The following is a 19,643-nucleotide window of genomic DNA, read 5'->3' on the forward strand; positions in this document are numbered from 1 at the left end:
GCCGGTCGTCAGTTCGACGAGGCGAGCAGCTGCCGCACCAGCAGCTGCGTCGCCGGCGTCAGCGCCGCGCCCGTCTTCGTCGCCATCAGCAGGCGCCGCGTGGCCCACGCGTCCTTCAGGTGCACCACCTTCAGGTCGAGCGCGGCCACCTGCGCCTTGCAGGCGGCCAGGGGCACCACGCCGATGCCGAGGTTGGCCGCGATCATGTGGCACATCGCATCGAAGCTGCGCACCTGCACGCGCAGGCGCATCGGAATGCCGGCCTGTTCGGCCGCACGCGAGGTCAGTTCGAGCAGCGAGCTGCTGCGGTTCAGCCCCACGAATTCGTGTGCCAGGCAGGTCTTGAAATCGACCTGCTTCGCGCGCAGTCGCGCCAGCGGATGCGGCCTGGCGCACAGCACCACGAGCTCGTCGGTCTGGAAGGGCGCGACGTCGAGGCCGTAGGCGGGTGTGTTCTCGGCGAACACCCCCACGTCGGCGAGGCCGTCGACCAGCGCGCGCACGATGTCGCCGCTGAGCTGTTCCTCGACCTCGACGCGGATATCGGGATGCTGTCCCAGGAAAGCCGCCAGCGTGGTCGGCAGGAACTCCGTCAACGCCGACATGTTGGCCCACAGCCGCACATGGCCGCGCACGCCGCTGGCGTAGTCGCCCAGCTCGTTGCTGAACTGCTCGAAGCCCTGGAAGAGGCGCATCGCATGCTGCATCGCCACATGCCCGGCCGGTGTGAGCGCGATGCCCTGGGCGCTGCGTTCGAGCAGCTTGGAGCCGGTGGCGGCTTCGAAGTCGGACAGGCGCCGGCTCGCCGCCGAGAGCGCGAGGTGACACGCCTCCGCACCCTTGGTGATGCTGCCCGACTGGGCGACGGCGCAGAACAGGCGCAGCGTCACGAAATCGACACGCGCGGGGTTGATGGTGCTGGCCATCGGCGGATTCTAGAGAGCGCGCCAGTGCCGAAAGTCATGCGCACGGGTTAAAAGAATTTTTGACATGTTATGTCGCTGCACCTATAGTGAATCCATCGAAGCATCGCGCGCTTCCCACGGTAGACAACCCAAAGGAGAGGTATGCAATCACTGCTGGATCAACTCGAAGGCCTCGATGTGCTGGCCGGTGCCGCGATGGGCGGGCTGTCTGTTCAGCTGCAGCCGATTCCGGGCAGTACGCCGGTGGTGCAGGTGAGCATCGAAGGGCGTGACGAGCTGCCGATCTTCGTCACCAGCTCCGACATGCAGATCATCTGCATCTGCTACCTCTGGACCGAGGAAGACGTGAAGCCCGCGCGGCGCACCGAGCTGCTCGAATCGCTGCTCGACCTCAACCCGTCGGTGCCGCTGTCGTCCTTCGGACGCGTCGGTGGCCGCTACGTGCTCACGGGGGCGCTGGGGCGCAACGCGAGCGTGGAAGACATCGCACGCGAAGTGGCCGTGCTCAGCGACAACGCGCTCGATGCGCTCGACGCCTTGTCCGAATTCCTGAATTAAGCGGAGATCATCATGACAGTCATCAAGAAGCTGGTCACCTTGCTGCGCGGCAGCGCCCGCGAAATCGGCGAGAGCGTGATCGACAGCAACGCCACGCGCATCTACGAGCAGGAAATCATCGACGCCAAGCACAGCATCGAGAAGGCCAAGGGCGACCTCACGGGCGTGATGGCCAAGGAGATGCAGTCGGCCCGCGAAATCGAACGCCTGAAGGGCGAGGTCGCGCGCTACGAAGGCCTGGCGCTCGAAGCGCTCAACAAGACCCAGGAAGGCCTGGCGCTCGACGTGGCGGCCAAGGTCGGCACGCTTGAGCAGGAGCTCGAGGAGCAGGCCAAGGCCCACGCTTCTTATGCGCTGCAGGTGTCGCGGCTCAAGGACCTGATCAAGTCGGCCGAGGCGCGCATCCGCGAGCACGAGCGCGAGATCGGCATCGCCAAGACCACCGAGAGCGTCTACCGCGCCACCCAGTCGATCTCCGAGAACATCGGCAGCGGCGGCTCGCGCCTGGCCAGTGCGCGCGAGTCGCTGGAGCGCATCCGCTCGCGCCACGAAGACCTGTCCGACCGCATGACGGCGGGCCAGCAGCTCGAGGACGAGTTCGGCCACAGCGCGCTCGAGAAGAAGCTGGCCGCGGCGGGCATCGGCAACGATGCCGACCGCACCGGCAAGGTGATGGAGCGCATCCGCGCCCGGCAGGCCAAGCCGTCCGAACCGTCCAAGCCGGTTCAGGAGTGACGATGGTGCGGGTCAAGCCGGTACGCTGGCAAGGCTCGGACGAGGCGATCCGCGCGGTCCAGGTGGCCTTCGACGTGGAAGAAGCCGTGCTCGAGGCCGTGCGCACCGCGGCCTTCGAGCAGCATGTGTCCACGCCCGACCAGATCCGGCAGGTGCTGGGCCTGGCGACCACCTCGAAACCGAAGCGGCCGCGCCTCACGGTGTCGTTGAACACGGCCGACTACGAGTTTCTGGCGGCGCGGTATGGTCTGTCACCTGACGACCGCCTGGCCATCAAGGAGAGGGCCACGCGCGAACTGATTGCCTTTGCAGGCAAGGCGAACAAGAAGAACACCGGCACGAGGAAGCCGGGCGGCAGGTAAGAAGAAAAGAGAACAACAACCAACCCGCACGCGGGAGGATCAATGGGCGATTTCATGGGAGCGGTGACGGGGTACCCCACCGCGATCTACACGGTGCTGCTCGGCGTCGTGGTGATCTATTGGGTGCTCGCGGTGGTCGGCATGGTCGACTTCGAGAGCAGCGGGATCGACGTCGACCTGCAGACGCATGCCGACGGCGACACCAGCGACATGGGCCAGATCGCGAGCTACGTGGTCGCCTTCGGCCTGAACGGCGTGCCGTTCTCGGTGGCCGTGAGCCTGCTGGTGCTCGTGGCCTGGACGCTCTCGTGCCTGGGCGGCGAGTGGCTGCTGCCGCTGGTGCCGACGATGGTGCTCAAGCTGGTGGCCGGCACGGTGCTGCTGGTGGCCAGTGCAGCCCTTGCCATCCCGGTGACGGCGGTGGCCATCCGCCCGCTCAAGGGCCTCTTCGTGAGCCACACGGCCGTGAGCAATGCGGCGCTGGTAGGCCAGGTCTGCCGCGTCGTCACCGGCGTGGTGAACGAGAAGGACGGCCGCGCCGAAGTGGCGCGCCGCGGCGCCAGTCTCAACATCCGCGTCTGGGCGCCCACGCCCAACGCCCTCAAGCGCGGCTCGCACGCGCTCATCCTCGAATACGACGAGGTGGCCGCGCGCTACCTCATCGCGGCGCACGAAGACATCGTCTGAGAAGGCGTGAACGAACCCGCCATGTCCGTTCATCGGCCACGCCGGATTCACTCACACCTTCTGCCCGCGCGCATCCCTCACCCAAGTTCGTTCGCTCGCTCTTAAAGCATCTGGAGAAAAAATGGAGCCCATCATCTTCGCCGTGGTCATACTGGCCGTCGTCATCCTCGGCCTGTTCGCGATGTTCGCCAAGTTCTATCGCAAGATCGAACAGGGCCACGCACTCATCGTGAACACGCTGCGCGCCGAGCCCGAGGTGACCTTCACCGGCCGCATGGTCTACCCGATCATCCACAAGGCCGAGCTGATGGACATCTCGGTCAAGACCATCGAGATCGACCGCTCGGGCAACGAAGGCCTCATCTGCCGCGACAACATCCGCGCGGACATCAAGGTGAAGTTCTTCGTGCGCGTCAACAAGACCGCCGACGACGTGCTGAAGGTGGCGCAGGGCATCGGCTGCGCACGGGCCTCGAACCACGAGACGCTCGAAGAGCTGTTCTCGGCCAAGTTCTCCGAAGCGCTCAAGACGGTGGGCAAGTCGATGGACTTCGTCGACCTGTACCAGGCGCGCGACGGCTTCCGCGACGAGATCATCAGCCAGATCGGCAACGACCTCTCGGGCTACGTGCTCGAAGATGCCGCCATCGACTACCTCGAGCAGACGCCGCTGTCCGAGCTGGACGCCAACAACATCCTCGATGCGCAGGGCATCAAGAAGATCACCGAGCTGACGGCGGTCGAGCACGTGCGCACCAACGAGCTGCGCCGCAACGAGGAAATGCAGATCAAGAAGAAGAACGTCGAGACGCAAGAAGCACTGCTCGAGCTCGAGCGCCAGCAGGCCGACGCCACCGCGCGTCAGCAGCGCGAGATTGCCAGCGTGCGCGCCCGCGAAGAAGCCGAGACCTCCAAGATCCAGTCCGAAGAGCGCACCAAGTCCGAAACCGCGCGCCTCATGGCCGAGCAGTCGGTCTCGGTGCAGCAGGAGAACGTGCAGCGCGAAAAGGAAGTGGCCGAGAACAACCGCAAGCGCGCGGTGGCCATCGAGGAAGAAAAGGTCACGCGTGCCCGCGACCTCGAGATCGTCGATCGCGAGAAGGAAGTGACCCTGCAGCGCATCGAGAAGGACAAGGCCGTCGAAGTACAGAAGAAGGCCATTGCCGACGTGATCCGCGAGCGCATCGTGGTCGAGCGCACCGTGGCCGAGCAGGAAGAAGCCATCAAGGAACTGCGCGTGGTCGCCGAGGCCGAGCGCACCAAGAAGTCGGTCGTGATCATGGCCGAGGGCCAGGCCGAAGAGAAGATGGTGCTGGACGTGAAGGCCGCCGAAACGCAAGAAAAGCGCGCCCGCCACAAGGCCGCCGAAGAACTCACGCTGGCCGACGCCAAGCTCAAGGTGGCCGAGCGCGACGCCGAATCGAAGAAGCGCGAAGCCGAGGGCGTGGAAGCCATTTCCGCCGCACCGGGCCTGGCCGCCGCCAAGGTCGAAATTGCCACGGCCCAGGCCAAGCTCGCAAGCTTCGAAGCCGAGGCTTCGGGCAAGGAAAAGCTGGGCCTGGCCGACGTGCATGTGCGCCAGGCCGATGCCGACGCGATCCTCAAGGCCGGCCAGGCCGATGCGCAGGTCATCGAGGCCCGCTCGCAGGCCGAAGCGGCCGGCATGCGTGCCAAGTTCGAGGCCGAAGCCTCGGGCAAGGAAAAGCTCGGCCTCGCCGAAGTCAACGTGCGCACGGCCGACGCCGAAGCCACGCTCAAGTCGGGCCAGGCCGACGCGCAGGTGATCGAAGCGCGCTTCAACGCCGAGGCCAAGGGCCTGCACGAGAAGTTCGAGGCCATGAAGTCCATGAGCCCCGAAACCCGCGACCACGAAGAGTTCCGCATGCGCCTGGAAAAGTCGCACATCGAAACCATGAAGGGCATCGACGCGCAGACCTCCATCGCCAAGGAACAGGCCGACGTGCTGGGCACCGCGCTCGCCAACGCCAAGATCGACATCGTGGGCGGCTCGGGCGACTACTTCGACAGCTTCGTGCGCTCGCTCTCCGTGGGCAAGGGTATCGACGGCGTCATCTCCAAGAGCCAGGCGGTGCAGGTCGCCTTCAAGGAACAGCTCTCGGGCGAGCGCGACGTGGTGAAGGACCTGCGCGACATCGTCGGCGCGCTGGGCAACTCGTCGGGCGAAATTCAGAACCTCAGCGTCGCCTCGCTGATGAGCAAGATCGCCAACGACGGCACCGAAAGCCAGAAGTCGGCGCTGCAGAACCTGATCTCCTCCTTCCGCAACTGAGCCGGGGGCGCGCGATGAACCCGAACCTGAAGTGCAGTTGCGCCACCCATGCCGCGATGCAGCCTGTCGCGCTCGCCGAGGCCCTGCTCGGCGTGCAGTGCGGCGACTGCCACGGCATGGTGATGGACATGGACGACTGGCGCAGCTGGAAGGCCGCCGATCCGAAGCGCGTGCCGCATGAGGTCGACGACGAGGTGATCGAGGTGTTCGACGTCGCCGCCGTGCGCCACTGCCCCGAGTGCGAGCGCCTGATGCAGCGCCTGCGCGTGAGCGCCGGGCCCGACTTCCGCATCGACCGCTGCGTGGCCTGCCAGAACCTCTGGTTCGACCAGGGCGAGTGGCGCGCCCTCGTGAGCCGCGGCCTGGCCGGCCGGCTCGACGAGCTGCTGTCCGACGGCTGGCAGCGCCGGCTGCAGACCGAGGAGGTGCGCGAGGCGCGCCTGGCCGCGCTGCGCCGCCGCTACGGCGACGACTGCATCGACGAGCTGGACCGCATCCGCGCCTGGCTCGACACCCAGCCTCACCGCGACGAATTGCTCGCACTGCTGCGCGCGGACTGACCGCGCCGATCCATGCAACCCACTGACGACACCGCAGCGCCGCCCAGCGCCCAGGCCCCCATCGACCCCACCGAAGCACTGGTCTCCGGCAGCGGCAGCTACGACCTGCTGAAGAAGCGGCTCGAAACCCAGGGCGAGGGCCTGCTGAAGAAGACGCAGGCGCTCAACGAGCAGCGGTTGGCCGAGTTCGGCCGCTCCGACCAGGCGCTGATTCTGCGCACCCGCGCGCGCACCGAGAACAACGCCGTGGCGCGCGACATCGTGCGCATCGGCGACCTGCTGCTGTTCGGCTACAACGTCTTCATCGGCCTGCGCAAGGAAACGGCCGTGGGCGACGTGTTCGGCCTGTACCGGCTCGCATCGCCGGGCGAAGCCGCCACCGAGAACGACGAGCTGCAGCCCGTGCCGCTGGCCGGCACCTTCCTGGAAGACGCGCGCTTCGCCTCCGACTTCCGCGAGCTCTACGCCTACTACAAGCAGGCCACGCTGCTGCAGCTGCGCGTCACGCAGGACAAGCTGCTCGCCTCGTTCCAGATCGGCCAGCAGCTGCACGACGTGCGCGTGTTCCGCTGGGCCATCGAGCGCAACGGCAACATCAACTACATCGACAACCGCGGCGAGCGCGACATCGCCTTGCCCGCCAGCCACGATTTCGAGTGGACCGTGGCCACGCGCGAAGACCACGTGGGCGGCAAGCATCCGCACGTGAACGTGCTCGACACCGTGTTCGTCGAGACACTGGGCGGCGACCTCACGGTCAAGATCGAGAACAACACCGAGACCGGGCTGGGCATCTACAGCGAGCCGGTGGAGGACAAGAGCCAGTCGCTCACCGACGCGGAGATCGCCTGGGCCAAGCTGGGCATGCTGATCCTGCTGCGCGTGAAGCCCTACCGCGAGCAGGTCACGCGCTACCTGGTGTTCAACATCCGCACGCAGCAGGTCGAGCGCATTGACGCCATCGGCGGTTCCTGCGTGCAGCTGCCCGAAGACCACGGCATCATTTTCCCGGGCGGCTACTACCTGCAGTCGGGGGAGTACAAGCGATTCGACCTGCCGGCCGAGGTGGTGGAGAACCTGCGCTTCAAGCGCATGCTGCGCTCGCCCAACGGCGAAGACGTGGCCTATGTGTTCTACGACCCGAAGCCCGGGCGCTATGCGCTGTTCAACTACAACCTGATCGACAAGAAGCTCGCCACGCCGATCATCGCCAACGGCTACGCGCGCTTTGCCGACGGCCGCATGCTGGTGTTCAACGGCGACGACGTCGAGCCCACGCGCGTGCACCCGATGCAGCTGTGGCAGACGCCCTTCGCCAGCGAAGAGCACGTGAGCGCGCAGCCGCCCGCCACCGGCTTCTTCGGCAAGATCGGCAACGCCGAACTGGTGCGCGGGGTGAGCGACCTCATGGGCATCGCCCGCGCGGTGCGCGAGCAGGCGCCCACGCGCGCCGCCTATGAAGACCTGATCCGCCAGTGCACCCGCGTGAGCGACGCCTACTTCTGGCTCGACGCGCCCGAGGCCACCGGCCTCATGGGCGAGCTGCGCAGCATCGCCGAGGTGGCGCGCAGCACGCTGGCCGAGTTCGAAAAGGTCGACACCATCCGCCGCGAAACCGCGCGTGCGTTGGCCCGCGCGGAAGACGAGCAGCATGCGCTGCTGGTCGACATTGCCAGCACCCTCTGGCGCGCGCCCGACGATTTCGTGAAGGCGCTGGGCCGGCTGCGCGAGCGGCGCGGCGCGCTGCAGATGCTCAAGGAGCTGCGCTATGCCGACCTGCCGCGCATCGCCGCGATGGACGCCGCGCTCGAAGTCGAGCAGCAGCGCATCGGCGAGCGCGCGATGCAGTTCCTGGCGGCCGACACGGCCTTCCACGGCCAGCGCCAGGCGCTGGACAAGCTCGCGCTCGAACTGCCCAACCTCGCCACCTCGCCCGCGCTTGGACAGATGCTCGCCACGCTCGACGAGCAGGCCGCCGGGCTCGACCTGCTGACCGAGCAGCTGGGCAGCCTGCCGGGCGGAGATGCGGTGATCCGCACGTCGATCCTCGACCGCATCTCGCTGATCTACGCCGACATCAACCGCATGCGCGCCGATGCGCGCGCGCGGCGCAAGTCGCTGGGCGCCACCGAGGCGCGCGCGGAGTTCGGCGCGCAGTTCAAGCTCTTCAGCCAGGCGGTCGAGAACGCGCTGGAGTTCGCCGACACGCCCGAGAAGTGCGACGACGCGCTCACGCGCCTGCTGGCCCAGCTCGAAGAGATCGAAGGGCGTTTCGCCGAGCAGGAAGAATTCCTGGCCGACATCGCCGAGAAGCGCGAGACCGTGTACGAGGCACTGTCCGCGCGCCGCCAGAGCCTGGTCGACGCCCGCCAGCGCCGCGCGCAGGGCGTGGTCGACGCGGCGGGGCGCATCCTCGACGGCATTCCGCGTCGCATCGCGCAGTTCGGCGACCTGACGCAGGTGCACAGCTACTTCGCGGCCGACCCGATGATCGGCAAGCTGCACACGCTGATCGCCGACCTGCGCACGCTGGGCGCCGCGGTGCCGGCCGACGAGCTCGACACGCGCCTGAAGACTGCGCGCGACCAGGCGCTGCGTTCCATCCGCGACAAGCGCGAGCTGGTGAGCGAGGGCGGCGACACGCTGCGTCTGGGCCGCCACGCCTTCACCGTGCACCGCCAGCCGGTCGACCTGACACTGGTCGCCCGCGACGAGGGCATGGCCTACCAGGTGACGGGCACCGACTACCAGAGCCCGGTCGATGAGCCCCGACTGCTGCCGCTGCAACGCTACTGGAACCAGTCGCTGGTGTCCGAGACGCCCGAACTGTCGCGCGCCGAATACCTCGCCGGCCGATTGCTGGAGGCGCTGCTCGACGGCAAGGCCGAGCGCACGTGGGCCGAGGTGCTCACGCAGCTGGCCGAAGACCCGCTGCATCCGCAGCTGCTCGACATGGTTCGCCGCTTCGCTGCGGCGCGCTACCAGGAGGGCTACCAGAAGGGCATCCATGACGACGACGCGATGCGCCTGCTGGGCGCGCTCGTCGGCATGCAGGACCAGGCGGGCCTGCTCGCCTGGGGCCCGACCGAACGCGCGCTGGCCTTGCTCTACTGGCAGCACGGCCACCTGATCGCGCACCGCGAATCGATGCTGCGCCGCGCGCGTGCCGCGATGCAGATGCTGGCGCTGTTCGGCCGGCGAGATGCGCTGGAGCAGCTCGAAGCCGACATCACGCGTGCCTTGAATCACTTCGCTCGCGACGTGGTGCCCGACCTGCTGCCGGTGGCCGACACCGCAAACGACGAAACACGCGACGCGCACGACGGCCGCGTGAACACCCTGTGCGACCAGGCCGCCGCGTACCTCGTGCGCGAACTCGCCGGTCCGCATGGCGGCGAGACCTGGGCCGTGTCGGGCGCGGGCGAGGACCTCGCGGCGGCGTTGCTGCGCGAGCTGGAGCGCGGCGGCCGGCGCGATGCGTGGCAGCACGACCTCGACGCCGCACCGCCGGCCGAGCGCTGGCGCCTGGCGCGCGACTGGGTGGGCGCCTACGCGACGCACCAGGCGCCGCAATCGGTCGACTGGACCGACGACGCGGCCAGCGTGCTGGCGATGCCGTTGCAGCGCACCCGCGTCAACGCGGCGCTCGACCGCACCGTCGAAGGCCTGCGCGGCGAGCACCCGCGCGTGGTCGAGGGGCGCCTGACGCTGAACCTCAACGACTTCTGGCGCCGCTTCCTGTTCCACACGATGCACGCCGTGCCGGGCTACGAGGCGCTGCACAGCCTGCGCCACGAGTTGCTCGAGCGCGAGAAGGCGCGGCTCAAGCTGAGCCAGTTCCAGGCCAAGCCGCTGTCGACCTTCGTGCGCAACCAGCTGATCGACGAGCTGTACCTGCCCATCATCGGCGATAACCTCGCCAAGCAGATCGGCTCGGCGGGCGAGGGCAGCCGCACCGACCGCATGGGCCTGTTGCTGCTGATCTCGCCGCCCGGCTACGGCAAGACCACGCTCATGGAGTACGTGGCCGACCGCCTCGGCCTCATCTTCGTGCGCATCAATTGCCCGGCGCTGGGCCACGGCGTGACGGCCATCGACCCGGCGAACGCGCCCAACAGCGCGGCGCGGCAGGAGTTGGAAAAGCTCAACCTGGGCCTGGCCATGGGCAGCAACGTGATGCTGTACCTGGACGACATCCAGCACACCAGCCCCGAGTTCTTGCAGAAGTTCATCGCGCTGGCCGACGGCACGCGCCGCATCGAGGGCGTGTGGAACGGCGAGCCGCGCAGCTACGACATGCGCGGCAAGCGCTTCGCGATCGTGATGGCGGGTAACCCCTACACCGAGTCGGGCGACGTGTTCAAGATCCCGGACATGCTGGCCAACCGCGCCGACATCTACAACCTGGGTGACGTGCTCTCGGGCCGCGAGGCGGCGTTCGCACTCTCGTACATCGAGAACAGCCTGACTTCCAACCCCACGCTGATGCCGCTGGCCTCGCGGGACCCGAAGGACGTGCAGCTGCTGGTGAAGATGGCGCAGGGCCACGACGTGCCGAGCAGCGCGCTGTCGCACGCGTACAGCTCGGTGGAGCTGGAAGAGATCAAGGCGCTGCTGCAGCGGTTGTTCCGGGCGCGCGACCTGTTGCTGAAGGTCAACCTGGCCTACATCGCCTCGGCTGCGCAGCAGGAGAACTACCGCACCGCGCCGCCGTTCAAGTTGCAGGGCAGCTACCGCAACATGACCAAGCTCGCGGGCAAGATCACGCCGCTGATGCGCGACGACGAACTCGACGCATTGCTGCGCGACCACTACCGCGGCGAAGCCCAGACGCTGACCACCGGCGCGGAAGAAAACCTGCTGCGCCTGGCGCAACTGCTCGGCAGCCCCACGGCCGAGGAGAGCGCACGCTGGACCGCCATCTGCGACGAGTTCGTGCGTCAGCGCAAGCTCGGCGGCGCGGACGTGGACGGCAGCCAGCGCATCGCGAGCAGCATGCTCGACGTGGCGCGCGCGGTCGATGCACTCAAGCCCGAGCCCAAGCCTGTCGCCGAGGGGCCGAACGAGAGCCAGCGCCTGGCCGATGCCATGCTGCAGATCGCCGTGACCTACCGCGAGCTGATCCTGCCGCTGGTGACCGCCACCGAGCGCCGGCTCGAACTCGACCGCTCGATCAAGCAGGACATGGAGCGCCTCGCGGCCGAGGTGCAGGCCACGCGGGCCGCGCCCAAGCGCGTGCCACCGCCACCATCTCCGCCCAAAGCCGACAAGGATCACTGATGTCCGCATTGCCCGAACTGCTGGCCCAACTCGACGCCACCCTGGCCGACACGCGCCTGAGCGACGACGAGCGCCGCGTGCTGGTCCACACTCTGCGCGAGGCCTCGCCCCCCGAAGACGGCCTGCGCCAGCTGCGCAACCGCGCCTTCGACCTCGTGCGTTCGCGCACCGCCGACCCCGAGCAGCTGTCGCTGCTCAAGTGGCTCGAAGGCGTGGTGCGCGCGATCGACACCGGCCGTTCACCCGACAGCGTCACGGTGCGATCGCAGGCCTACTTCAGCCCCGGCACGGCCTGCCTGCAGGCGATCAATCAGCAACTGCGAACGGCGAAGCGCGCGGTCGACCTGTGCGTGTTCACGCTCTCGGACGACCGCATCACCGCCGAGGTGCTGGCGGCGCACCGGCGCGGCGTGACGGTGCGCTTCATCACCGACAACGACAAGGAATACGACCGCGGCAGCGACGTCGGCCAGCTGCGCGCGGCCGGCATTCCGGTGGCGGTGGACCGCACGGAGGCCCACATGCACCACAAGTTCGCGATCTTCGACGGCGCGCGGCTGCTCAACGGCAGCTACAACTGGACCCGCAGCGCCTGCGAGTACAACGAGGAGAACCTGGTGCTGAGCAACGACCCGCCGCTGGTGCGCCGCTTCGCGGACGAATTCGACACCTTGTGGAAAGAACTGCAGGCCCCCTGATGCCAAGACGAATCGACTACGACTGGGAACTGCCCGCTGCCATGCAGCAGCGGCTGGGAGGCAGCACCTACGGCGCGCAGCGCATCATCCATGAGCAGGAGCACCTGATGGTGATCCTGCACGAGCCGCCCTCGGGCACCGGCGCCGAGCGCAAGCCCGTGGTGTTCCTGCGCAAGCCCGACGGCACGTGGCTGCACAAGGGCAACAACCCCGGCGAGCGCGCGCTCGCCAAGCTGCTCGAAAGCTACCGCGCGGCGTTCAGCACCTTCGAGATCCGCCACCAGGCCGCCGAGACCTCGGAAGACCTGTTCCAGATCCTCGGCCCGCTGATCCCGCTCACCCGCGCCGCGCGGAACATGCAGGACACCCTGCAAGCCGCGCGCGATGCGGTGAAGGGCGACCTGATGCTCATCGACCAGCGCGACCTCGCGGTGGAAATCGCACGCGGCTTCGAGCTGCTGCTGGCCGACACGCGCATGTCGCTCGACTACCGGCTCGCACGCGCCGCCGAGGCGCAGGCGCACTCGGCCCTCGAGATGAGCCGTGCGCAGCACAAGCTCAACACCATCGCTGCACTGACCTTTCCGCTCATGGCCGTCGGCGCGGCCTTCGGCATGAACCTGCACAGCGGGGTGGAGAACCTGCCTTCGTGGGTGTACTGGCTCATCTTCGCGGCCGGCATCTGCCTGGGCGTGATGCTGCGCGGCTGGGTGAAGACGCAGGCCGAGCCGCCGGTGGTTGCCAGGCCTGCGTCCACGCTGAAGAAAAAGTAGGGCGCACCGCAGGGTCTTCGCGTTTCGCGAAGGCCTGCTGCCATCCGAGCAATTCCGTTCATCGCCATCTGTTCCTAGAGTCGGGGCAACCCACCTGGAGACAGAGAAAAGATGAACGCACTCGAAGGCCTGAAGGTGCTGGAGCTCGGCCAGCTCATCGCCGGCCCGTTCGCCGGCAAGACGCTCGCCGAGTTCGGCGCCGACGTGATCAAGGTCGAGCCCGCCGGCGTCGGCGACCCGCTGCGCAAATGGCGGCTCTTGCGTGACGGCACCTCGGTGTGGTGGGAGGTGCAGTCGCGCAACAAGCGCTCGGTGTGCCTCGATCTGCGCAGCGCCGAAGGGCAGGAGGCCGTGCGCGCGCTGGCGCTCGAAGCCGACGTGCTGATCGAGAACTTCAAGCCCGGCACGCTCGAAGGCTGGGGCCTGGGCTGGGAGCAGCTGCATGCGCTGAACCCGCGGCTCATCATGCTGCGCATCTCGGGCTACGGGCAGACCGGCCCCTACCGCGACAAGCCGGGCTTCGGCGTGCTCGGCGAATCGATGGGCGGGCTGCGCTACCTCAGCGGCGAGCCCGGCCGGGTGCCGGTGCGCGTGGGTGTCTCGCTGGGCGACACGCTGGCCGCGCTGCATGGCGTGATCGGCGTGCTCACGGCGCTGCACCACCGCACGGCGCACGGCGGCGAGGGCCAGTTCATCGACGTGGCGCTGTACGAGTCGGTCTTCAACGTGATGGAAAGCCTGCTGCCCGAGTACGACGCCTTCGGTGCCGTGCGCGAGCGGGCCGGCAGCGCTTTGCCGGGCATCGCGCCGACCAACGCCTACCGCTGCAGCGACGGCCACTACGTGCTGGTGGCCGGCAACGGCGACAGCATCTTCCGCCGGCTGATGCGCGCCATCGACCGCGCGGACCTGGAGAACGACCCGGGCCTCGTGCACAACGACGGCCGCGTGCTGCGCGTGGAAGAGATCGATGCCGCCATCGAGGCCTGGACCCTGCAGCGCAGCCGCGACGAGGTGCTGGCCGTGCTCGACGCGGCGGGCGTGCCTGTGGGGCGCATCTACACGGTGGCCGACATCGCGACCGATCCGCAGTACCTGGCGCGCGAGATGATCGTGCAAGCACGCGGCTCGGACGGCGCACTGCTCAGGGTGCCGGGCGTGGTGCCCAAGCTCAGCGCCACGCCGGGGCGCATCGTGCATGCGGCGCCGCGGCTGGGCGAACACACGGCGGACCTGCAGGGCGCGGGCTGGCCGCTGCGTGGTGTGGAAGGCGAGGCGGTATGAAACCCGGCAACGGCACGCGGCTGTTCATCAACGAGGTCGCCACGCGCGATGGCTTCCAGATGGAAAGCCGCTTCATTCCCACCGACGACAAGGTCGCGCTGATCGACCGGCTCGGCACGCTCGGCTACGCCAAGATCGAGGTCACCTCGTTCACTTCGGCCCAGGCCATTCCCGCGCTGCGCGACGGCGAAGAGGTGATGCAGCGCATCGCGCGCCGGCCCGGCGTGGTCTACACCGCGCTCATGCCGAATGTGCGCGGCGCCGAGCGCGCGCTCGAAAGCCGCATCGACGAGTTCAACATCGTCATGTCCGTCAGCGAGACGCACAACCTCAGCAACCTGCGGATGACGCGCGAGCAGTCCTTCGCCCAGCTGGCTGAGGTGATCGCGCTGGCGAAGCAGGCGAAGGTGCCGGTGAACGTGTCGCTCTCCTGCGTGTTCGGCTGCCCGATGGAAGGCGAGGTGCCGCTGGCAACGGTGCTCGGCTGGACCGACCGCTTCGCGGCGCTGGGTGTGCAGGGCCTCACGCTGTGCGACACCACCGGCATGGCCTATCCCACGCAAGCGCAAGCCGTGTGCGAGGCCGTGCGCGCGCGGCATCCGGCATTGGAATGGACGGCGCATTTCCACAACACGCGCGGCATGGGCCTGGCGAACACCATCGCCGCGGTCGAGGCGGGCATCCGCCGGCTCGACATGTCGCTCGGCGGCATCGGCGGCTGCCCCTATGCGCCGGGCGCGACCGGCAATGTCGCGACCGAGGACGTGGTCCACATGCTGCAGTGCATGGGCTACGACACCGGCATGGACCTCGATGGGTTGATCGGCGCTGCGGCTGAACTCGAATCGCTCGTGCAGCACGAGTTGCCCGGCCAGGTCTCGCGCGCCGGCCACCGGCTGACGCGGCACGCGCCGCCGGCCGATTTCAACGCCATCGTCGAACGCGCAAAGGCGCGCCCCATCAAAAAGGAGAACGCATGATCGACCACCTGGATCACCTGGTGCTCACGACCGCCAACGAAGAGGCCTGCGTGCGCTTCTACGTGGAGACGATGGGCATGACGCTGGAAACCTTCGGCGCCGGCCGCAAGGCCTTTCGCTTCGGCAACCAGAAGATCAACCTGCACGTGAAGGGCCACGAGTTCGAGCCCAAGGCCGAGCTGCCCACGCCCGGTTCGCTCGACCTGTGCTTCATCGCCAGCGTGCCGCTCGAAGAAGTCATTGCGCGACTGCAAGCGCAGGGCGTGCCGATCCTCGAGGGCCCCGTGATGCGCACAGGCGCCACGTCGCGCATCCGCTCGGTCTACGTGCGCGACCCCGACCTGAATCTCATCGAGATTTCGGAGCTGGTGCCCTGACGCCTACAGCCCGAAGACAGTCCACAAGAAACCACCGGAGACAAACCCATGAAACCCGCTCACCGCCTGCTCGCGGTCGGCCTCGCGCTGGCCGCTGCCGCCTCGCACGCCGACACCTGGCCTTCCAAACCCCTGACCTTCGTGGTGCCCACGGCACCCGCGGGCTCCACCGACATCATGGCGCGGCTGGTCGCCGACCCGCTGCAACGCGCGCTGGGCCAGCCGGTCGTGGTCGACAACAAGCCCGGCGCCAGCGGCAACATCGGCACCGAGTTCGTGGCCCGCGCCGCGCCCGACGGCTACACGCTGCTGCTGCAGTACTCGGGTTACCACGTCGGCAACCCGTCGCTGTACCCGAACCTGCGCTGGAGCCCGACCAAGGACTTCGTGCCGGTGGCGATGGTGATGCGCGCGCCGCACGTGGTCGCGGTGAGCGGCAAGCTGCCGGTGAGCTCGATGAAGGAGCTCATCGAGTACGGCAGGAAGAAGGAGGGCGGTTTGTTCTACGCCTCGTCGGGCAACGGCTCGATCCAGCACATCGCGGGCGAACTGCTGTCGCGCCAGACCAAGCAGCCGGCCACGCACGTGCCCTACAAGGGCTCGGGGCCGGCCATCAACGACCTGGTGGCGGGCAATGTCGACATCTTCATCACCACGCCGCCCTCGGTCATCGGCCACTTCGCGGGCGGGCGCATCAAGGCGCTGGCGTACACCGGCAGCAAGCGGCACGCGTCGATGCCGAACGTGCCGACCTCGGCCGAGGCCGGGTTGCCGGGCTACGAGGTCGAGTCGTGGTTCGCGGTGTTCGCCCCGGCGAAGACGCCGCCCGAGGTGGTCAACAGGCTCAGCGCCGAGATCAAAAAGATCGTCGAGAGCGAGGCCTTCCGCAAGAAGGTGGACGAGCAGGGCGCCTTCGCGACCTACATGGACCCGGCCACGCTGGGCAGGTTTGTCGACCAGGAACTCGCGGCCTGGTCGAAGGTGATCAAGGGCGCCGACATCAAGCCGGAGTGAAGGCCCCCGGGCAGGTTCAGGGCTTGACGCCCAGCACCGACAGGATCACCGCCGCGAGGCCGAGCGCCACGGGCACCTGGTGCCCGGCCAGCGCGCGGGCCTGGGCCACGGACAGCCTGGTTTGCTGAAGGAGGTTCTTTTCCGAATGAAGGGGTGTGGACATGGTGTCTGCTCCTGTGTGGGGCGAACGGTGTGTTCGCGTGGGTTCCACGATAGGCCTCTCAATCGGCGATGGCGCATGGGTTTTGTCGACACGGCGTTTCCGTTTTCGCAACGATCCGGGGGCTTTGGCAGGGAACTTCTGACCAGAACTCAGAATGGGGTCATGCAACGGAAAGAACGAAACACTCACATGAAGGGTTTGACGATGCGCAGGGCCACCCCGGCGGATGCGGTGCCCTGGACGCTCCTGTTCGACGCGGACGGCCCGCGCCCCGAGATCGAAAAGTATCTGCTGCGCGGCGAGCAATGGCTGGCGGAACAGGCCGGCGAGGTCGTCGGCCAGATGGTGCTCATGGCCGCGCGCGTCGACTCCTGGGAGATCATGAACATTGCCGTGGCCGAAGCCCACAAGGGCCAGGGCATCGGCACCGCGATGCTGAAGAAGGCGAAAGCTCTTGCCAGGCAGCGCGGCGCGCACCGGCTCGAAGTCGGCACGGGCAACAGCAGTCTGCGCGAGCTGGCCTTCTACCAGCGCTTCGGCTTTCGGATCGTCGGCGTCGACGTCGACTACTTCGTGCGCCGCTGGGGCAAGGCGACGAAGCAGAACGGCATCCCGCTGCGGGACCTGGTCCGCATGGAGATGGTGCTGTCGCGCGACGCAGGCTGATCGCCCCGCACCACGACCGCGCTCAGTGTGCGCAGGACACTGGGTGCTTCCCGCAGCGAAATCAAGGAGGAGGGCGAAGCCCGGGGGACATTCGCGGAGGGAAGTACCCGGTGGCCTGTGCACGCGCCCTGAAAAGAATCACCCCGCGATCAACTTCTGCACCAGCTCCGCAGTCGTAGCCGCCGCGTACTTGCGCATCAACCGCGCCCGATGCAGCTCGACGGTGCGATGGCTGATGCCCAGCGCCTTCCCGATCTCTTTGGAAGTCAGCCCGCGCATCACCTGCGCCGCCACCTCCCGTTCGCGCGGCGTGAGCTCGGCCTTCACCGCGCGGCGCGAGCCCAGGTCCTCGAAGGTCCAGATGCCGGCCTCGTGCGGCGCCGCGCGGTTCATCGCGTGGCCGGTGACGTGGCACCAGAAAGTCTCTCCGGCCAGTGCGCCGTGCAGCCCGCCCAGGCGCTTCATCATGCGGTTGTCGGCATAGTGGCCGCTGGCGTTCAGAAAGGGTTCCATGCGCTTGCCGATGCGCTCGAACTCGGCCACGCTGGGGTACAGGATGCTGAACGAATGCCCGACCAAGGCAGAGGGCTCCGCGCCGAAAATTTCGCACACACGCTGATTGCAGGCGACGATGGTGCGGTTGCTCGAGACCACCATGCCGACGGGTGCATGTTCAAAAGCCAGCCGGTAATCGATCTCGGGCATCGGGTGTCACCATTACGAAATACTACGTATACGAGTAGGTAGTATCGTTGAAGCCTTTCCCACCCACTCTCCACCACCCATCAAGGAGCCCGAGTGAACAAGATTTATCCCTCCGCAGACGCGGCACTCAAGGGGGTCGTGGCCGACGGGCAGACGCTCGCGGTCGGCGGCTTCGGCCTGTGCGGCATTCCCGAAGCGCTGATCGACGCGCTGAAGGATTCCGGCGTGCAGAACCTCACCGTCATCTCGAACAACGCGGGCGTCGACGGCTTCGGCCTGGGCAAGCTGCTCGAGACGCGCCAGATCAAGAAGATGATCGCGTCGTACGTGGGCGAGAACAAGGAGTTCGAGCGCCAGTACCTGGCCGGTGAACTGGCCCTCGAATTCACGCCCCAGGGCACGCTGGCCGAGAAGCTGCGCGCCGGCGGCGCGGGCATTCCGGCCTTCTTCACGAAGACCGGCGTGGGCACGCAAGTGGCCGAAGGCAAGGAACTGCGCGAGTTCGGCGGGGAGACCTACGTCATGGAGCACTCGCTGGTGCCCGACGTGGCGCTGGTCAAGGCCGACGTGGCCGACAAGGCCGGCAACCTGCGCTTCCGTCTCACGGCGCGCAACTTCAACCCCGCCGCCGCCATGGCCGGCAAGGTCTGCATCGTCGAGGTCGAGAAGATCGTCGAAGTGGGCGAGCTGGCCCCCGACGACATCCACCTGCCGGGCATCTACGTGCACCGCCTGGTGCTCAACGCCACGCCCGAGAAGCGCATCGAGAAGCGCACCGTGAGCGCCTCGGTCGATGCCGCCGCCGCCAAGGTCGAGGCCCAGACCGCCATCGCCCAGGCCGCCGCCGCCGGCAGCGAATCGGCCGTGAAGGCCGTCAACAAGAAAGAAGGAGCCTGAGATGCCCTGGACCCAAGACCAGATGGCGGCCCGTGCCGCGCAAGAACTCGAAGACGGCTTCTACGTCAACCTCGGCATCGGCATTCCGACCCTGGTGGCCAACCACACCGGCACCAAGGAAGTCTGGCTGCAAAGCGAAAACGGCATGCTCGGCATCGGCCCGTTCCCGACCGAAGACAACGTCGACGCCGACCTCATCAACGCCGGCAAGCAGACCGTCACCACGCTGCCCGGCTCGGCCATCTTCGGCAGCCATGACAGCTTCGCGATGATCCGCGGCGGCAAGATCAACCTGTCGATCCTCGGTGCGATGCAGGTCAGCGCCAAGGGCGACCTCGCCAACTGGATGATCCCCGGCAAGATGGTCAAGGGCATGGGCGGCGCCATGGACCTCGTGGCCGGCGTGAAGCGCGTGATCGTGCTGATGGAGCACGTGGCCAAGAAGAAGGACGGCACCGAAGACCTCAAGATCCTCGAGCAATGCACGCTGCCGCTGACCGGCGTGGGCGTGGTCGACCGCATCATCACCGACCTGGCCGTGATGGACGTCGTGCCCGAAGGCCTCAAGGTGATCGAGCTGGCGCCGGGCGTGAGCTTCGACGCGCTGCAGGCCAAGACCGGTGCGAAGCTGATCCAGTAAGCCATCGGCACAAGGTCGCGAACGCAACGACAGCAACAAGGGCAGGGC

Annotated in this window: 19 protein-coding genes; 16 read left to right on the forward strand and 3 right to left on the reverse strand. The window is 67.6% G+C overall.

From position 1 onward, the window contains the following. Nucleotides 1-8: 8 nt before the first annotated feature. A complete protein-coding gene (locus AC07O4_RS11610) occupies nt 9-926 on the reverse strand; it encodes a LysR family transcriptional regulator (protein WP_354347730.1) in 918 nt (305 codons plus the stop codon). Nucleotides 927-1,067: 141 nt separating this feature from the next. Here AC07O4_RS11610 and AC07O4_RS11615 point away from each other — a divergent pair, with 141 nt between their 5' ends. The 13 genes from AC07O4_RS11615 to AC07O4_RS11675 all read left to right on the forward strand — a co-directional run bounded on the left by AC07O4_RS11615 (nt 1,068) and on the right by AC07O4_RS11675 (nt 16,524). After that, the gene (locus AC07O4_RS11615) at nt 1,068-1,484 is read left to right on the forward strand and encodes a YjfI family protein (protein WP_062476391.1); all 417 of its coding nucleotides are present in this window, start codon (nt 1,068-1,070) and stop codon (nt 1,482-1,484) included. A gap of 12 nt (nt 1,485-1,496) precedes the next feature. Further along, entirely contained in the window at nt 1,497-2,219 is a 723-nt protein-coding gene (locus AC07O4_RS11620) for a PspA/IM30 family protein (protein ID WP_489057179.1), read from the forward strand. Nucleotides 2,220-2,221: 2 nt separating this feature from the next. Beyond that, nucleotides 2,222-2,581 (forward strand): hypothetical protein, encoded by a 360-nt coding sequence (locus AC07O4_RS11625; protein WP_495299542.1) that lies wholly within the window; start codon nt 2,222-2,224, stop codon nt 2,579-2,581. 42 nt (nt 2,582-2,623) lie between these two features. Continuing rightward, nucleotides 2,624-3,268, forward strand: coding sequence for an OB-fold-containig protein (locus AC07O4_RS11630; protein WP_095744901.1), 645 nt, complete (start codon nt 2,624-2,626; stop codon nt 3,266-3,268). A 121-nt stretch (nt 3,269-3,389) separates the two neighbouring features. Beyond that, complete coding sequence (locus AC07O4_RS11635) at nt 3,390-5,558, forward strand: flotillin family protein (RefSeq protein ID WP_062476401.1); 2,169 nt, start codon at nt 3,390-3,392, stop codon at nt 5,556-5,558. A 14-nt stretch (nt 5,559-5,572) separates the two neighbouring features. Next, nucleotides 5,573-6,118 carry a TFIIB-type zinc ribbon-containing protein gene (locus AC07O4_RS11640; RefSeq protein WP_070059348.1) on the forward strand — a complete coding sequence of 182 codons (546 nt, stop codon included), beginning with the start codon at nt 5,573-5,575 and terminating at the stop codon, nt 6,116-6,118. A gap of 12 nt (nt 6,119-6,130) precedes the next feature. Next, nucleotides 6,131-11,398, forward strand: coding sequence for a DNA repair ATPase (locus AC07O4_RS11645; protein ID WP_495304593.1), 5,268 nt, complete (start codon nt 6,131-6,133; stop codon nt 11,396-11,398). After that, nucleotides 11,398-12,096 (forward strand): phospholipase D-like domain-containing protein, encoded by a 699-nt coding sequence (locus AC07O4_RS11650; RefSeq protein ID WP_070059346.1) that lies wholly within the window; start codon nt 11,398-11,400, stop codon nt 12,094-12,096. The genes AC07O4_RS11645 and AC07O4_RS11650 overlap by 1 nt, the downstream gene beginning before the upstream one ends. Then, complete coding sequence (locus AC07O4_RS11655; protein WP_495304594.1) at nt 12,096-12,869, forward strand: hypothetical protein; 774 nt, start codon at nt 12,096-12,098, stop codon at nt 12,867-12,869. The genes AC07O4_RS11650 and AC07O4_RS11655 overlap by 1 nt, the downstream gene beginning before the upstream one ends. A 111-nt stretch (nt 12,870-12,980) precedes the next feature. Then, nucleotides 12,981-14,153 carry a CaiB/BaiF CoA transferase family protein gene (locus AC07O4_RS11660; RefSeq protein ID WP_495304595.1) on the forward strand — a complete coding sequence of 391 codons (1,173 nt, stop codon included), beginning with the start codon at nt 12,981-12,983 and terminating at the stop codon, nt 14,151-14,153. Beyond that, nucleotides 14,150-15,133: a hydroxymethylglutaryl-CoA lyase gene (locus AC07O4_RS11665; protein ID WP_495304596.1), complete on the forward strand. Its 984-nt coding sequence runs from the start codon at nt 14,150-14,152 to the stop codon at nt 15,131-15,133. Before AC07O4_RS11660 ends, AC07O4_RS11665 begins: the two co-directional genes overlap by 4 nt. Continuing rightward, a complete protein-coding gene (locus tag AC07O4_RS11670; protein WP_495304597.1) occupies nt 15,130-15,510 on the forward strand; it encodes a VOC family protein in 381 nt (126 codons plus the stop codon). Before AC07O4_RS11665 ends, AC07O4_RS11670 begins: the two co-directional genes overlap by 4 nt. Before the next feature lie 48 nt (nt 15,511-15,558). After that, complete coding sequence (locus AC07O4_RS11675; RefSeq protein ID WP_495304598.1) at nt 15,559-16,524, forward strand: Bug family tripartite tricarboxylate transporter substrate binding protein; 966 nt, start codon at nt 15,559-15,561, stop codon at nt 16,522-16,524. A 16-nt stretch (nt 16,525-16,540) separates the two neighbouring features. Here AC07O4_RS11675 and AC07O4_RS11680 read toward each other — a convergent pair whose 3' ends face one another. Continuing rightward, on the reverse strand, nt 16,541-16,687 hold the full coding sequence (locus AC07O4_RS11680) for a hypothetical protein (protein WP_167395007.1): 147 nt from the start codon (nt 16,685-16,687) through the stop codon (nt 16,541-16,543). Between the two features lie 162 nt (nt 16,688-16,849). On the opposite strand from AC07O4_RS11680, the gene AC07O4_RS11685 reads away from it, so the two are divergent. Further along, nucleotides 16,850-17,353: a GNAT family N-acetyltransferase gene (locus AC07O4_RS11685; protein ID WP_495304599.1), complete on the forward strand. Its 504-nt coding sequence runs from the start codon at nt 16,850-16,852 to the stop codon at nt 17,351-17,353. A 138-nt stretch (nt 17,354-17,491) separates the two neighbouring features. Here AC07O4_RS11685 and AC07O4_RS11690 read toward each other — a convergent pair whose 3' ends face one another. After that, nucleotides 17,492-18,058 carry a LuxR C-terminal-related transcriptional regulator gene (locus AC07O4_RS11690; RefSeq protein WP_062476432.1) on the reverse strand — a complete coding sequence of 189 codons (567 nt, stop codon included), beginning with the start codon at nt 18,056-18,058 and terminating at the stop codon, nt 17,492-17,494. Between the two features lie 93 nt (nt 18,059-18,151). Here AC07O4_RS11690 and AC07O4_RS11695 point away from each other — a divergent pair, with 93 nt between their 5' ends. After that, nucleotides 18,152-18,955, forward strand: a complete 804-nt coding sequence (locus tag AC07O4_RS11695; protein ID WP_062476435.1) for a CoA transferase subunit A — start codon at nt 18,152-18,154, stop codon at nt 18,953-18,955. Between the two features lies 1 nt (nt 18,956). After that, entirely contained in the window at nt 18,957-19,595 is a 639-nt protein-coding gene (locus tag AC07O4_RS11700; protein ID WP_070059338.1) for a 3-oxoacid CoA-transferase subunit B, read from the forward strand. Nucleotides 19,596-19,643 lie beyond the last annotated feature (48 nt).

The organism is Variovorax sp. GW821-FHT09D04 (genome assembly GCF_059416405.1).